The sequence below is a fragment of the Thermoanaerobacterium thermosulfurigenes genome (assembly GCF_051201035.1).
GTDB lineage: Bacteria > Bacillota > Thermoanaerobacteria > Thermoanaerobacterales > Thermoanaerobacteraceae > Thermoanaerobacterium > Thermoanaerobacterium thermosulfurigenes.
Map to the genome: position 1 here is coordinate 1 of NZ_JBPODR010000038.1, position 13,643 is coordinate 13,643.

Below are 13,643 nucleotides of genomic sequence, written 5' to 3' on the forward strand. Positions count from 1 at the left end.
TACCTATTGATGAAATTTTAGAAGAACTACAGTTAGCATAGGCGTAGTGTATCTATTTTATGGTAATATTTGTTATCAATTTTTCTCATCTATAGCTCCAAAATAAAAAATTGACTACTTTTTGTAGTCAACACACTCATTTTCTATATTCATATATTTTGTGTAGTCAAAATGTAGTCAAACTTCACCTATAAAAACAAAATTATTAGATTAACTTTGGTGCCGAAGGTGGGACTCGAACCCACACGGTATTGCTACCACTGGATTTTGAGTCCAGCGCGTCTGCCAGTTTCACCACTTCGGCACGTCACATTAGATATATTATCATATAAAAGCTAAAATTTCAATACCTAATTTAAAAATGTTGATTATTTTGTTAAGACAGGATAATATATATGTATCGAATACATGTGTGGAGTGAGTTTTATGGGCAATGAAATGAATGATAGCAAGGAAAAGGCAGTATTAGTGGGAGTAATTATAAATGATGAAGATAATGAAAGCATGGACGAATTAAAAGAGCTGGCAGAGACAGCCGGTGCAGAAGTTGTAGGTGTAGTGACACAATCAAGAACGAACATAGATAGGACAAGTTATATAGGTAAAGGCAAGCTTATGGAATTAAAAGAATTCATTGGAAATAATGATGTTAGTATGATAATTGTTAATGATGAGCTTACGGGTATCCAGATTAAAAATATCGAAGATGTTGTGAATAAAAAAGTAATCGATAGGACAGGTCTTATTCTAGACATTTTTGCGAAAAGAGCGAAGTCGGCAGAGGGTATGCTTCAAGTTGAACTTGCTCAGTTGAAGTACAGATTGCCGAGACTTCAAGGAATCGGAAATGATTTATCGAGGTTAGGTGGTGGTATAGGGACAAGAGGTCCAGGTGAGACAAAACTTGAGACAGATAGGCGACATATTAAGGAGCGAATAAGAGCGATCGAAGCAAAAATAGATGATTTAAGAAGACACAGAGAGCTCTTAAGAGGGAGAAGGAAAAAAAATGAAGTTCCTGTCGTAGCCATAATAGGATACACAAATGCTGGCAAATCTACATTGATGAATGTACTTACAAATGCTTCTGTCTATGCTGAAGATAAGCTTTTTGCTACACTTGATCCAACAGCAAGGAAACTTATTTTGCCATCTGGGAGAGAAATTGTTTTAATTGATACGGTGGGATTTATAAGAAAGTTGCCACATGATTTGGTGGAAGCTTTTAAGTCTACATTGGAGGAGCTAAAATATGCAGATGTCTTACTTCATGTTATAGATATATCTGCGAAAGATGTAATGCATAAAATCAATGTGGTTGAGGGTGTTCTTAAAGATCTTGATGTGATTAATAAGCCTAAGATAAATGTGTACAACAAATCCGATCTTTTGGACAAGGTGCCTGAAAACAAAGGTGATAGTGTATATATTTCTGCTAAAGAAAGAATTGGCATTGACAAATTGTTAGAAATGATTGATAGATTTGCATACAGTGATTTATCTATTTTGGATTTCTATTTCTCTTATGCAAACAATAATGAATACTTGTTTTTGAAGAAAAACTCTAAAATTTTAAAAGAGGAGTATGATGAAAAAGGAATCAAGATAAAAGCACAAGTAAGTGCGATGGAGAGAAATGTGTTGAAAGATTTTATTGTCTCTTGATAGCGTTATATCCAGCACTTTCTTGTGCTTTTACATTTTTTACAATCTGAACTATGTTTTTGTATGCTTTTGTCACTCCATATGATACAAGAGGTCTTCCTATTACAGGCATTTTCAAAGCTATGGACGTGAAACCACCTATTTTCATTATCCAGTTTGTAGCAGATGATGTATCAATAATAAGCAAACCATCATTTGTATTGAATAAATGATAATATAGATCTTTTAAAGCTGGCTCCACGAGTTTTTTTCCATTTTTTACGCCTAAAGAATATACGTTGTTTCCATATTCATCTGTACCTATTAATACTATATGACCTGTATCATTTTGACCATTTAATCTGTCAAACATAGGAATTCCTTCAATTTCTGATTTTGAAGGAATTTTATCTGTTGGCAACATCCCAATATGGATATAAGAAGCTATAACCGATGTATGAGTTCCTCCGTAACAATGGTAAATAATATGCATTCAAATCGCTCCTTTCAAATATATTTTTGATAGAATCTATATTAATTATTCTAAGATTTTTAACCATTTTTAGAAACGAAGATAAATTTATACATAATTTTCTTTTGTTGTGGAAATAATAAAATAAAATTAAAAATAAAATTTTAGAAGGAATTTAAGAGTTTATAAAGAATATTATATAATAAGCAAATATTGTGATTAAATCACAATAAATATAAAAAGCTTAGGGGGCTTATATATGTTAATAAGAGAATGTTCTGGTGGAGTTGTATTTAGGGGAGATGAGGTATTTCTCCTAAAGAATGAAAAAAATGAGTGGGTATTGCCTAAAGGCGCAATAAGAAACAATGAACTGTCTGTTGATGCAGCGTTAAGGAGAGTACGGGCTGAAACCGGCTTAAAATCTTTGAATGTCCTGTCTACTGCTGGTGAAACTAGCTATGAATTCTATTCTGTTACACGTCAACGTCCTGTCTACAATAAAATCACATGGTATTTAATGTCTACAGATGATGGAGAATTCAATATTAGCAGTGAAGATGGCTTTTCAGACGGCGGCTTTTACCCAATTGAGAAGGCTTTGGAACTTATAACTTATAGTCAGGACAGGGCTTTAGTAAACGTTTCTTATTACAAGTACAAATCTTTAAACAAGGTTATTGCATAAAAATAAAAGCCTTATGGCTTTTATTTTTATGCAAAAGTTTGGTATAATTTATTACGAGGTGGTAGTTTGCTCTATACTTATAAAACGATATATAAATATGGATGTAAAGAAGTAGAAATAAAGCGATCGCGGTTTATAGGACATGCAAAACCTGTACAAAACGAAGATGAAGCAATCGAGTTTGTAAATAGTATAAAAAGTGCTCATAGGGATGCTACACACAATGTGTATGCTTATATTTTAGGAGAAAGGGATGAGGTACAGAGGTATAGCGATGATGGGGAGCCTTCTGGCACAGCCGGCGTACCTGTTTTAAATGTTATAAAGAATGAAGGATTAAAAAATGTAGCTGTTGTTGTGACAAGGTATTTTGGAGGTATACTGCTTGGTGCTGGTGGCTTAATAAGGGCTTATGTCAAGAGCGCAAAGCTAGGGCTTGAGGCTGCAACTATCGTTGAAAAGATCCTGTTTAAAAGTTTGTACATAACTGTAGATTACACTATATTTGGCACAGTACAAAACGAGTTGTTGAAAAATAATTATATAATTAAAAATATCGAATACACTGACAAGGTTATATTGACTGTGTACGTTAAATATGACGAAAGAGATGATTTTATAAAGCATATTATAAATTTGACAAACGCAAAATCTATCATTAAAGAAGGAAATGATTTATATCTCTATAAAACGGGTGATAAATATTTAGAATAATCATTTTGTACCTTGTATAGAATTTAATAAAATCAATTTGAATTGCCACATATTCTGGGGGTGCATTAAATGAATTATTACAAAGTCTTGATTTCATGTGGTCATTTAGGCAATTCAAAAGAAATAACTGTTACAAGGTACTTTAAAGCTAAAAATATAATAGACGCTTTTGAAAGCGGCAATAGAATGCCGAGAGCCAAAAGAAAACATTCCCATACATCTGTTTTACTTGTTAAACCTATTGATGAAATGTCATATATAAACGGAAAATGCCAAGAGAGGACAAATAAGTATCTAATGATAAGATAATTTGAAAGGTGTGATAAAATGGATTATGTTGAAGAAGCTCTAAAGAGAAAGGTATGGGCTGTTGTAGGTGCTACAGATAGAAAAAATAAGTTTGGCTACAAGATATACAAAAATTTAAAGTTGGAAGGTTATACTGTTTATCCTGTTAACCCTAATTATGAAATTGTTGATGGTGATAAGTGCTACGAATCATTATCAAAGCTGCCAGTTGTTCCTGAGGTTGTTGATATGGTTGTATCCCCTAAAATAGGTGATGCTTTTGTTGAAGAAGCGGCAAAACTCGGTGTGGATATTATTTGGTTTCAGCCAGGAGCTGAAAGCGATGAACTGATTGAAAAAGCTAATAATTTAGGACTTAATGTTGTTTACAATACGTGTGTAATGATGGAGACAGATAGGCGAAAGTAATCAAGTTTCGCCTCTGCCATCCCAATTAATGTCATTTGTAACATAATAGTTTTCGCATACTTCCAGTTTAGATTTATTTATTTTAAATTTTTTACTTGATTTTTTTATTTTGCGCTTTTTCATTTTGTTTTTCACCTATCTTTTGCTTTGATATTATTTCGTAAATTCCCATGATAAATAGGAATACTGCAAATAGCCTTTTTAACATGTATGAATTGATGTAAATTGATATATATGAGCCGATAAGACTTCCCACTAAACCGCTTAATATTATATTTAAAATAATATTTAAAACTACATTTTTTTGCTTTAAATGATATAGGAGTGCGATGGTGGCTGTCGGAATGAATGATAATAAATTTACACTTTGAGCCATGTGTTGCTCAATATTTGCAAAAATAGTCAAACTTGGGATTAAAATTGTTCCACCGCCAATACCCATGCCCCCAATGATGCCAGATAAAAAACCTATTATAAATAATTTCATTTCATTGTATCCCTTTCGAAATTATTTAGTCAATAAAATCCTTATAGACGCAGCAATCATTATCATTCCAAATATTTTTCGCAAATACTTTATAGGAACTTTATTTAAGATAGATGCACCTAAAAGACCGCCTACTACACTGCCCAGTGTAACATTTAAAGTTATCGGCAAATTAAATATGCCGCTTTTAATGTATATGATAGAGCTAAAAATTGTCAGTGGAAGAATTATTGATATCGCTGTCGCATGTGCTTTATGGTCTTCGATTCCAAGCAAAAAAACCATAAAAGGTACGATGATAGTTCCACCGCCAGCTCCAAATAGTCCATTTAAAACTCCAGTCATAAAGCCAATGAGTATTAATTTTACATATCTTTTCATTTCATCAATATCACCTTAAACTTTTTATTATATTATTCTTGCATAATTGACATAAGATATGTATAGGTTTAAAATTTTTATGTATTAGTCTTAATGATATGACTGATTTTTTGAAGCGATTTTAAATTTACTTATGAGGCTTTTTTTGATAAAATAATTTTGGCACAAAGTAAAGGAGGTTTATTTTTATGTCTGGACATTCAAAATGGGCTAATATAAAGCACAAAAAAGAAAAGATGGATGCGCAGAAAGGGAAAATATTTACAAAACTTACAAAAGACATAATAATGGCGGCGAAAGAAGGCGGTGATCCTGAGACTAACAGCAAATTAAGGGATGCTATAGAAAAAGCCAAAGCTAATAACCTTCCAAACGAGAACATACAGAGGGCTATAAAGAAAGGCACTGGAGAGTTAAGCGGTGGTAATTTGGAGGAAGTCGTTTATGAAGGATATGGACCTGCAGGTTCTGCAATAATAGTAGAGGCTTTGACAGATAACAAGAATAGGACTGCTGGAGATATAAGGCATATATTTGATAGAAGCGGTGGAAGCTTAGGTTCAACTGGATGCGTCGCTTGGATGTTTGACAAAAAAGGCATTATAACGGTGGAAAAGAGTGATAATATCGATGAAGATGAATTGGCTATGGTTGCAATAGATGCAGGAGCTGACGATTTTTCATCTGATGGCGATGAATATGAGATTTTGACGGATCCTTCTAACTTTCAAGCTGTTAAAGATGCAATAAATAAGGCGGGATATGTCATGTCTTCCGCTGAAATAACGATGATTCCGCAAAACAGGGTAAAACTTTCTGATAGCGATTATGAAAAATTTGAAAAATTCATAGAAAAGTTGGAAGAAAATGATGATGTGCAAGAAGTATATCATAACGTCGATATGCCAGATGATGAGGAGTAGAAGAAATGATTACATTTCTTCTATCTCCTTTTTTTCTTTTTCTGTCAGTATTTTTTCTAAATTTAAGTTTATAATCAGGCGTTCGTCATAGCTTACTACTGATTCTATGTATTCTTTTCCTATTCCTGCTATGATATCTGGTGCTTCTTTTATAGATTCAGGCTCTACATGTAATACTTCTGTTACAGAATCAACGATAAATCCAACGGATTTTTCATTGATTTTGATGATTATTATTCTTGTGTCATCGTCGTATTCTGTAAGTTTCATGTTTAGTCTTTTTTTAAGATCTATGATTGGTATTACTGTGCCCCTCAGATTGATAATGCCTTCTACAAAGCTTGGCACATCAGGTACTTTTGTTATTGACTGCATACGGATTATCTCTAATACATCCATTATATCTACGCAAAATTCCTCGTCGTTTAATTTGAATATAACAATTTGATTTAGCATATTATATTAATCAACTCCTTTCAAATGATAATATTCGATATAATTTTACAAAATCCTTCAAAAAATTTTAGTATAAAAAATTTTTTATTGGGTATAATTACAAAAAAGTTAAATTGTAATGGTGAAGGTAGGTAATTATCACATGAAATATTTTATAAGGAAAATCATACCTATTGTATTGATTTTTGTTGCGATTTTTTTAGCAGGATACTTGTATTATATAAGATATTACAATCATTCTTCAAAAATGCCGCAATATACCAATACAAAAGTCAATAGCATTCTTACCAGTAGCAGTGTCAGTCCAAATGGAAAATTGATTTTCGAGACGTTATATAAAGGAACTGGAGATATAATAAAGGAAGAACAAACAATAGGTGCTTCGATTGCTGGTAAAAGCGAAGACGAGATTTCAAAGATTTATCGTGGATGGAGTATTAAAAAATTTGACAGTGAAGAAGTGATATTTTACAAAGAAGAAGATGGTTTTCCACCAGGTTATTACATAATTTCCAGCTTGAATGGGTATGTGTCATTATATAAATCAGATGGAAATGGTGGGAAAACCCTTGTGGAAAAGACGGACATTTTGGTAAATAATTTAAATCCAAACGATAAAGAGAGGATTTTAAACAATATTGTTGTGAAAGATGCGGATGAAGCATACTCAATACTTGCAAATTTAAGCAGCTAAACTCCCGATATTTTAGGGAGTTTTTTCTTGTCTATGTACGATGTAGATGTTAAAATAGTATACGAGGAGGAATTTGATGAGAATTATTGGTATTGATCCTGGAATTGCAATTGTAGGCTATGGAATAATTGATGACAATGGTGGAAAATTTAAGGTTTTGGATTATGGGGCTATTACAACGCCAGTTGGAGCCGAAAAAAGTTTGAGACTTAAAGACGTGTACGATGGTATAAATTCTCTGATTGAAAAGTATAGGCCTGATGTGATGGCCATTGAAGAGCTTTTTTTTAACAAGAATGCTAAAACTGTCATAACTATAGGTGAAGCAAGAGGCGTGGCTATTTTAGCTGCAGTAAATTGTGGAATACAAGTGTTTGAATATACTCCATTGCAAGTAAAACAATCTGTAGTAGGTTACGGGAGAGCTGAAAAAAAGCAAGTTCAGAATATGGTAAAGGCAATCTTAAGGTTAGATGAGATACCAAAACCAGATGATGTTGCCGACGCGCTGGCAGTTGCACTTTGCCACAGCAACAGCAATATTTTGAATGCGAAATTGGGGTCATTAAAATGATAGATTACATAAAGGGTCATATTGTTGAAAAAGGCATTGACTACGTTGTTATTGAAACGCTTGGCATAGGTTTTAAAATAATAGTGCCAAGGAGCACTTTAAGTCACTTGACAAATACAAGTGAGATAATTAAGCTTTATACATATATGCATGTTAAAGAGGATGGATTTCAACTTTATGGATTTTTGACGACAAATGAAGTGGAGATTTTTAAAAAATTGATAGCTGTAAATGGCGTTGGACCTAAAGCAGCAGTTTCAATATTGTCGACAATTTCCATTGAAGGTTTTTATGATGCCATAAGAAACAGCGATTCAAAGGCTATAGAAAAGTCACCAGGCATTGGCAAAAAAACTGCACAGCGGATTATATTGGAGCTTAAAGACAAGTTAACATTTGCTCATGATGTAAAACTTGATGATTTGTCAAATGATGTGGTTGATGCGCTGTTATCACTTGGATATACAAAACAAGAGTCTATAAAAGCATTAGAGGGAGTGGACTGTTCAAATTTAGAGTCTGCTTTAAAAGAGGCATTGAAAAAGCTTATGAAATAAGGTGATAAAATGGAGGAGAGGATTTTAACGCAGAATTTTACGCCGGAAGACGCCTCCGAGTATTCTTTACGGCCAAAAAGATTGTCTGAATACATAGGACAGATGAAGATTAAAGAGGAACTAAAAATTTACATAGAGGCAGCTAAGATGAGAAGTGAACCATTAGACCATGTACTGCTTTTTGGACCACCTGGTCTTGGCAAAACTACACTTGCCAACATTATATCAAATGAGATGGGTGTTGGCATTAGAATAACTTCGGGACCAGCCATAGAAAGAGCAGGAGATTTAGCAGCGATACTTACTAACCTACAAGAAAATGATATTCTTTTTATTGATGAAATACACAGGCTTAATAGAAGTGTGGAAGAAATTTTATATCCAGCTATGGAAGACTTTGAATTAGATATAATAATTGGAAAAGGACCAAGTGCAAGATCACTGCGGCTCGATTTGCCACATTTTACTCTTATAGGAGCGACGACAAGGGCTGGACTGATGACTTCTCCATTAAGGGACAGATTTGGTGTAATCATGAGGTTGGAGTTTTATTCTGTTGAAGAATTAAGCGAGATCATAAAAAGGTCATCAGCTATATTGAATATAGGTATCAATGATGAGGCTGCTTATGAGCTGGGTCGCCGTTCCAGGGGAACGCCAAGGATAGCAAATAGGCTTTTAAAGAGAGTTAGAGATTTTGCTCAAGTGAAGGGCAATGGCTTTATTGATTTTCATATAGCAAAAGATGCCCTTGATATGTTGGGCGTAGATGATATGGGACTTGAGCATATAGATAGAAAAATGTTAAAATCTATCATCGAGAAATTTTCTGGAGGGCCTGTCGGCATTGACACTATTGCGGCTTCAATTGGTGAAGAAAGCGATACGATTGAAGATGTTTATGAACCATATTTGATGCAGATTGGATTTTTAAACAGGACTCCAAGGGGTAGGATAGCGACAAAATTGGCTTATGAGTATCTCAATTACAGCTTACCTGAGTGAGGGATCCATATGTTTCAGGAATTTGGGAAAATGTTGATTGGCATAGGCATAGTGCTTACAATAGTTGGTTTAATATTATTTTTTGGCGGAAAGTTTGGAATTGGACATTTGCCTGGTGATATTGTATTTAAAAAAGGCAATTTTACTTTTTACTTTCCATTGATGTCGTCAATAATTTTAAGCGTTGTTTTGACTTTAATATTATGGCTTTTTAGAAAATAAACGTAAAGGGGTCATGATTGTGAGGTTTAAAAAGTTTGTTTCGTTTTTCTTACTTTTTACACTTGTTTTGATGAGTACTGTAAGCTATGTAAACGCCAGTGTAAATATGCCGTCTTTGATAAAAATAGGGCTTTTTTATGCTTCTAATTCGTTGCCGTCTTATTCAATAGTTTCTTCAAGCGGATTCAAAGTAGGCGTAGACGATGGTGCTGGCAATGTAAAAACAATATACAATATTTCATATAACAATGTTCAGGTAATAAAAGATGACAACTTTTACTTGCAAGAAGGCAATTTTTCCGATCAAGCGATGGCTGACAGCCAACAAACAAAGCTAAGCTCTGATGTTTCAAATTCAGTTGTAGGATATGATGGCAATTATCATATTTACATTGGTCCGTATTTAAGTCAATCTGATGCAACTGCAGCAATGAATAGCCTTAAATCTAAATTTTCGGATGTTAAGTTGGTATCTCCAAACAATCATATAGTAATAGTTCAAAATGGGAAATCTGTATTTTTAGATGCAGCAAGTAATCAGATTTATCTTATGGACACGTCTGGTGATGGACCAATATCTATTAATGGGAAAAGATACAGAGGGTACTTTGAATTCATAAGGCAACAGAATAGCGACATGACTGCGATAAACGTTTTGCCGCTGGAGGAGTATTTATATGGTGTTGTTCCTGCAGAAATGCCTGCCTCGTGGAACATAGAAGCTTTAAAAGCACAGGCTGTAGCGGCAAGAACTTATGCAGTGTACAATATTGGGGAATACAGCAAATATGGATTTGATTTGACAGATGATGTAAATTGCCAAGTATACAATGGATACGATGGAGAAAATCCAAATACAAATAAGGCTGTTGATGATACAAAAGGAGTAATAGCAATATACAATGGTCAGCCTATAGAAGCTATATTCCATTCACATAGTGGCGGTTATACAGAAGATAGTGAAAATGTCTATACAAATAGCGTTCCCTATCTAAGAGGTGTTGAAGATAAGTATGTTTTCGGGTATAATGAAGCCATTGACAATTGGACTGTAAGTGTTACCGCTGATTCTGTTGCTCAAAAGTTAAAAAGTAGTGGCATTGATATAGGTAATATTACAAATATTCAAGTGACCAGCAAGAGTTGGACTGGCAGGGCTATACAGGTAACGATTTATGGAGATAAAGGTAATTATGTTTTAAGTAAAAATGATATAAGAAATTTTTTTGGACTTAAAAGCAATATGATAACAATAAGTGGAAATGGTAGTGCTTCAAATAGCAATACTACTTATATTCAGTCACAACAGGGCATTGTCAGTAAATCATTGTCTGGTTTAGCAGTCATGTCTGCGAGTGGGCAAAAGATTGTTGAGAACAACGATTTGTACATTTTAGGACAAAGCAAAACGATTAAAATTACCAGCCAAAATGGATCGTCTACTATATTTACTATAAATGGCAGTGGATACGGACATGGCGTTGGGCTGAGCCAATATGGAGCTCGTGGAATGGCAGATCATGGGTATAATTATATAGACATATTAAAATACTACTATAAAGGAATCTATGTTTATGATACAATAAACAATAAGGCTTTATAAAATTTACGCAGAAATTTGGAGGCATTATTATGAATTTGCACGAATTTTACTACGATTTACCTGAAGAGCTTATCGCACAAGAACCTCTTCAAAATCGCGATGAATCAAGATTGATGGTTTTAAATAAAGATACAGGTGAAATAAAGCATGATATTTTTAAAAATATATTAACCTATTTGAAACCAAATGATGTTCTTGTGCTAAATGATACAAAGGTAATACCAGCAAGATTATACGGCGTTAGAGAGGACACTGGGGGAAAAATAGAATTTGTTCTTTTAAAAAGACTTGGAATTGATGAATGGGAAATATTAGTAAAACCAGGACGAAGAGCCAAAATAGGTTCTAAGTTTATTTTTGGCAATGGAGAACTGAAAGCTTTAATATTATCAGATACAGATGCTGGCGGGAGAATTGTGAGATTTAGCTATGAAGGTGTTTTTGAGGAAGTGCTTGATAAACTGGGTGAGATGCCTATACCGCCATACATAAAGAAAAAATTGAAAGATAAAAACATGTATCAGACAGTGTACGCAAAACATGAAGGTTCTGCTGCAGCTCCTACTGCTGGACTTCACTTTACAAATGAGCTTTTAGATAAGATAAGAGAATTTGGAGTTAAGACGGTTTTTATAACGCTTCATGTAGGGCTGGGTACATTTAGACCTGTCAAAGAGGAAGTAATTGAGAACCATAAGATGCACTCTGAATTTTATATAGTGAATGAAGATGCAGCGGATGCGATTAATGCTGCCAGAAAGGCAGGTGGCAGGATAATATCAGTCGGTACTACATCTACTCGAACTTTAGAGACTGTTGCCGATGATGATGGAATTATTCACGCTGGCAGCGGGTGGACTGACATTTTTATTTATCCTGGATATAAGTATAAAGCAATAGATGGCATAATAACAAATTTTCATTTGCCTGAATCAACGCTTATCATGATGATCTCTGCATTTGCTGGAAAGGAGAATGTCATGAATGCCTACAAGACTGCCATAGAAAATAAATATAGATTTTATAGTTTTGGCGATGCTATGCTAATTATTTGATTAGGAGGAAACGATGACGGCTATAAAATACGACTTATTAAAAAGAGAAAAAAATACAAAAGCAAGACTGGGAGTACTTCACACTCCACATGGGGATATTGAGACACCGGTTTTTATGCCAGTTGGCACTCAAGCAACTGTGAAGGCCATGACTCCTGAGGAACTTAAAGAAATTGGGGCTAATATAATATTGAGCAATACATATCATTTATATTTAAGGCCGGGACATGAGCTTATAAAAAAAGCTGGCGGATTGCATAAATTTATGAATTGGGATAGAGCTATACTGACTGACAGCGGTGGATTTCAAGTGTTTAGCTTAGGACCACTTAGGAAAATCACGGAAGAAGGAGTCGAATTTCGTTCACATATAGACGGTTCAAGGCATTTTTTGACGCCAGAAAAAGTGATAGAAATAGAAAATGCATTAGGTGCAGACATTATAATGTCTTTTGACGAGTGTGCGCCATATCCCGCTGATTATGGTTATGTAAAAAATTCTATGGAATTGACATTAAGATGGGCTAAAAGAGGGAAAGAAGCACATAAAAATACGGACAAACAAGCGCTTTTTGGTATTGTGCAAGGTGGTACTTACGATGACTTGAGAAAAGAATGTGCAAATAGATTAGTTGATATGGATTTTCCGGGATATTCTATAGGTGGATTAAGCGTTGGCGAAGAAAAACAATTGATGTATCATGTGGTAGATCTAACTACAGATTATCTTCCTCAAGATAAACCTCGATATCTGATGGGTGTTGGAAGTCCAGATGATTTGATAGAAGGTGTAATAAGAGGAGTCGATATGTTTGATTGTGTTTTGCCTACACGTATAGCGAGAAATGGAACAGTTCTAACCAGCACAGGTAGGCTTATAGTAAGAGATGCTCCACATGCTGAAGAGTTTATTCCATTAGATGCCGAATGTGATTGCTATACATGTAAAAACTTTTCAAGGGCATACATAAGGCATCTTTTTAAAGCTAATGAAATTTTAGCAGCAAGGCTTGCAACAATTCACAATTTGAGGTTTTTAACGAGACTTATGGAGGACATTAGAAATGCTATAAAGCAAGACAAGCTGCTTGAATTTAAATCACAATTTTATAAAAAATACGGGTACAAGTATTTCGGTAATATGTCAAGGGGTGATTAAAAAAATCAAAAAAATTTTTTAAAAAAAATAGCTAAAAAAGAGTATAGCAAAGCTAACCATTACCAAAAACAGCAATGGAAATATATGTTAATTATGGGAATAGAATAATATGTTATTCTTTACAATCATCTCCTTTCATTGCTGGTGGTTTATAAAGTTTTTCTTCGCGCAGCAGAGCAAAGACTAACCTTACAGCTTTGCGTGCCGTTAAAACTAAAGCACGTTTGTGTTTATGAGTTTTACTTTCATTAAATTTGCGAGCATAGTATTGTGAAAACTCAGGACAATATTT

Annotated in this window: 18 protein-coding genes, 1 tRNA gene and 1 pseudogene; 14 read left to right on the plus strand and 6 right to left on the minus strand. The window is 34.1% G+C overall.

The window, feature by feature from the left end:
- Nucleotides 1-217 precede the first annotated feature (217 nt).
- A tRNA-Leu gene (locus tag HNR52_RS11095) sits at nucleotides 218-304 on the minus strand.
- Nucleotides 305-426: 122 nt separating this feature from the next.
- On the opposite strand from HNR52_RS11095, the gene hflX reads away from it, so the two are divergent.
- Complete coding sequence (gene hflX / locus HNR52_RS11100) at nucleotides 427-1,665, plus strand: GTPase HflX (RefSeq protein WP_013788218.1); 1,239 nt, start codon at nucleotides 427-429, stop codon at nucleotides 1,663-1,665.
- On the opposite strand, the gene HNR52_RS11105 is transcribed toward hflX, so the two are convergent.
- The gene (locus tag HNR52_RS11105; RefSeq protein ID WP_013788217.1) at nucleotides 1,652-2,137 is read right to left on the minus strand and encodes a DUF3189 family protein; all 486 of its coding nucleotides are present in this window, start codon (nucleotides 2,135-2,137) and stop codon (nucleotides 1,652-1,654) included. The genes hflX and HNR52_RS11105 overlap by 14 nt on opposite strands.
- 238 nt (nucleotides 2,138-2,375) lie before the next feature.
- Between HNR52_RS11105 and HNR52_RS11110 the strand changes: the two genes are divergently transcribed.
- The 4 genes from HNR52_RS11110 to HNR52_RS11125 all read left to right on the plus strand — a co-directional run bounded on the left by HNR52_RS11110 (nucleotide 2,376) and on the right by HNR52_RS11125 (nucleotide 4,235).
- Nucleotides 2,376-2,804: an NUDIX hydrolase gene (locus HNR52_RS11110; protein ID WP_013788216.1), complete on the plus strand. Its 429-nt coding sequence runs from the start codon at nucleotides 2,376-2,378 to the stop codon at nucleotides 2,802-2,804.
- 66 nt (nucleotides 2,805-2,870) lie between these two features.
- Nucleotides 2,871-3,518 carry a YigZ family protein gene (locus tag HNR52_RS11115; RefSeq protein WP_013788215.1) on the plus strand — a complete coding sequence of 216 codons (648 nt, stop codon included), beginning with the start codon at nucleotides 2,871-2,873 and terminating at the stop codon, nucleotides 3,516-3,518.
- A gap of 69 nt (nucleotides 3,519-3,587) precedes the next feature.
- Nucleotides 3,588-3,827 (plus strand): hypothetical protein, encoded by a 240-nt coding sequence (locus HNR52_RS11120; RefSeq protein ID WP_013788214.1) that lies wholly within the window; start codon nucleotides 3,588-3,590, stop codon nucleotides 3,825-3,827.
- Nucleotides 3,828-3,845: 18 nt separating this feature from the next.
- Entirely contained in the window at nucleotides 3,846-4,235 is a 390-nt protein-coding gene (locus HNR52_RS11125; protein WP_013788213.1) for a CoA-binding protein, read from the plus strand.
- 91 nt (nucleotides 4,236-4,326) lie between these two features.
- Here HNR52_RS11125 and HNR52_RS11130 read toward each other — a convergent pair whose 3' ends face one another.
- Together HNR52_RS11130 and HNR52_RS11135 are read right to left on the minus strand one after the other, a co-directional pair.
- Nucleotides 4,327-4,722, minus strand: a complete 396-nt coding sequence (locus HNR52_RS11130; protein ID WP_435620599.1) for a sulfite exporter TauE/SafE family protein — start codon at nucleotides 4,720-4,722, stop codon at nucleotides 4,327-4,329.
- Nucleotides 4,723-4,743: 21 nt separating this feature from the next.
- Complete coding sequence (locus HNR52_RS11135; RefSeq protein WP_013788211.1) at nucleotides 4,744-5,103, minus strand: sulfite exporter TauE/SafE family protein; 360 nt, start codon at nucleotides 5,101-5,103, stop codon at nucleotides 4,744-4,746.
- 188 nt (nucleotides 5,104-5,291) lie between these two features.
- On the opposite strand from HNR52_RS11135, the gene HNR52_RS11140 reads away from it, so the two are divergent.
- Nucleotides 5,292-6,026, plus strand: a complete 735-nt coding sequence (locus HNR52_RS11140; RefSeq protein ID WP_013788210.1) for a YebC/PmpR family DNA-binding transcriptional regulator — start codon at nucleotides 5,292-5,294, stop codon at nucleotides 6,024-6,026.
- Between the two features lie 9 nt (nucleotides 6,027-6,035).
- On the opposite strand, the gene HNR52_RS11145 is transcribed toward HNR52_RS11140, so the two are convergent.
- Nucleotides 6,036-6,482: a chemotaxis protein CheW gene (locus tag HNR52_RS11145; RefSeq protein ID WP_013788209.1), complete on the minus strand. Its 447-nt coding sequence runs from the start codon at nucleotides 6,480-6,482 to the stop codon at nucleotides 6,036-6,038.
- A gap of 118 nt (nucleotides 6,483-6,600) precedes the next feature.
- Between HNR52_RS11145 and HNR52_RS11150 the strand changes: the two genes are divergently transcribed.
- From HNR52_RS11150 to tgt, 8 genes are all read left to right on the plus strand, one after another.
- Nucleotides 6,601-7,176, plus strand: coding sequence for a hypothetical protein (locus HNR52_RS11150; protein ID WP_435620600.1), 576 nt, complete (start codon nucleotides 6,601-6,603; stop codon nucleotides 7,174-7,176).
- A gap of 76 nt (nucleotides 7,177-7,252) precedes the next feature.
- Entirely contained in the window at nucleotides 7,253-7,750 is a 498-nt protein-coding gene (gene ruvC, locus HNR52_RS11155) for a crossover junction endodeoxyribonuclease RuvC (protein ID WP_013788207.1), read from the plus strand.
- Nucleotides 7,747-8,307, plus strand: coding sequence for a Holliday junction branch migration protein RuvA (gene ruvA, locus HNR52_RS11160; protein ID WP_013788206.1), 561 nt, complete (start codon nucleotides 7,747-7,749; stop codon nucleotides 8,305-8,307). The genes ruvC and ruvA overlap by 4 nt, the downstream gene beginning before the upstream one ends.
- 9 nt (nucleotides 8,308-8,316) lie before the next feature.
- Nucleotides 8,317-9,312: a Holliday junction branch migration DNA helicase RuvB gene (gene ruvB, locus HNR52_RS11165; protein WP_013788205.1), complete on the plus strand. Its 996-nt coding sequence runs from the start codon at nucleotides 8,317-8,319 to the stop codon at nucleotides 9,310-9,312.
- Between the two features lie 9 nt (nucleotides 9,313-9,321).
- Nucleotides 9,322-9,534 (plus strand): DUF2905 domain-containing protein, encoded by a 213-nt coding sequence (locus HNR52_RS11170; protein WP_013788204.1) that lies wholly within the window; start codon nucleotides 9,322-9,324, stop codon nucleotides 9,532-9,534.
- Nucleotides 9,535-9,547: 13 nt separating this feature from the next.
- The gene (locus HNR52_RS11175) at nucleotides 9,548-11,137 is read left to right on the plus strand and encodes a SpoIID/LytB domain-containing protein (RefSeq protein ID WP_435620601.1); all 1,590 of its coding nucleotides are present in this window, start codon (nucleotides 9,548-9,550) and stop codon (nucleotides 11,135-11,137) included.
- Nucleotides 11,138-11,166: 29 nt separating this feature from the next.
- Entirely contained in the window at nucleotides 11,167-12,192 is a 1,026-nt protein-coding gene (gene queA, locus HNR52_RS11180) for a tRNA preQ1(34) S-adenosylmethionine ribosyltransferase-isomerase QueA (protein WP_013788202.1), read from the plus strand.
- A gap of 13 nt (nucleotides 12,193-12,205) precedes the next feature.
- Nucleotides 12,206-13,351 carry a tRNA guanosine(34) transglycosylase Tgt gene (gene tgt, locus HNR52_RS11185; RefSeq protein ID WP_013788201.1) on the plus strand — a complete coding sequence of 382 codons (1,146 nt, stop codon included), beginning with the start codon at nucleotides 12,206-12,208 and terminating at the stop codon, nucleotides 13,349-13,351.
- Nucleotides 13,352-13,463: 112 nt separating this feature from the next.
- Here tgt and HNR52_RS11190 read toward each other — a convergent pair.
- Nucleotides 13,464-13,643: pseudogene (locus tag HNR52_RS11190) on the minus strand (IS110 family transposase); the annotation flags it as partial.

Bases quoted from the DNA above. Each gene is read 5' to 3' on its own strand.
- hflX (WP_013788218.1), top strand. From the start codon at position 427: ATGGGCAATGAAATGAATGATAGCAAGGAAAAGGCAGTATTAGTGGGA.
- HNR52_RS11105 (WP_013788217.1), bottom strand. From the start codon at position 2,137: ATGCATATTATTTACCATTGTTACGGAGGAACTCATACATCGGTTATA.
- HNR52_RS11110 (WP_013788216.1), top strand. From the start codon at position 2,376: ATGTTAATAAGAGAATGTTCTGGTGGAGTTGTATTTAGGGGAGATGAG.
- HNR52_RS11120 (WP_013788214.1), top strand. From the start codon at position 3,588: ATGAATTATTACAAAGTCTTGATTTCATGTGGTCATTTAGGCAATTCA.
- HNR52_RS11125 (WP_013788213.1), top strand. From the start codon at position 3,846: ATGGATTATGTTGAAGAAGCTCTAAAGAGAAAGGTATGGGCTGTTGTA.
- HNR52_RS11130 (WP_435620599.1), bottom strand. From the start codon at position 4,722: ATGAAATTATTTATAATAGGTTTTTTATCTGGCATCATTGGGGGCATG.
- HNR52_RS11135 (WP_013788211.1), bottom strand. From the start codon at position 5,103: ATGAAAAGATATGTAAAATTAATACTCATTGGCTTTATGACTGGAGTT.
- HNR52_RS11140 (WP_013788210.1), top strand. From the start codon at position 5,292: ATGTCTGGACATTCAAAATGGGCTAATATAAAGCACAAAAAAGAAAAG.
- HNR52_RS11145 (WP_013788209.1), bottom strand. From the start codon at position 6,482: ATGCTAAATCAAATTGTTATATTCAAATTAAACGACGAGGAATTTTGC.
- HNR52_RS11150 (WP_435620600.1), top strand. From the start codon at position 6,601: ATGGTGAAGGTAGGTAATTATCACATGAAATATTTTATAAGGAAAATC.
- ruvC (WP_013788207.1), top strand. From the start codon at position 7,253: ATGAGAATTATTGGTATTGATCCTGGAATTGCAATTGTAGGCTATGGA.
- ruvA (WP_013788206.1), top strand. From the start codon at position 7,747: ATGATAGATTACATAAAGGGTCATATTGTTGAAAAAGGCATTGACTAC.
- ruvB (WP_013788205.1), top strand. From the start codon at position 8,317: ATGGAGGAGAGGATTTTAACGCAGAATTTTACGCCGGAAGACGCCTCC.
- HNR52_RS11170 (WP_013788204.1), top strand. From the start codon at position 9,322: ATGTTTCAGGAATTTGGGAAAATGTTGATTGGCATAGGCATAGTGCTT.
- HNR52_RS11175 (WP_435620601.1), top strand. From the start codon at position 9,548: ATGATTGTGAGGTTTAAAAAGTTTGTTTCGTTTTTCTTACTTTTTACA.
- queA (WP_013788202.1), top strand. From the start codon at position 11,167: ATGAATTTGCACGAATTTTACTACGATTTACCTGAAGAGCTTATCGCA.
- tgt (WP_013788201.1), top strand. From the start codon at position 12,206: ATGACGGCTATAAAATACGACTTATTAAAAAGAGAAAAAAATACAAAA.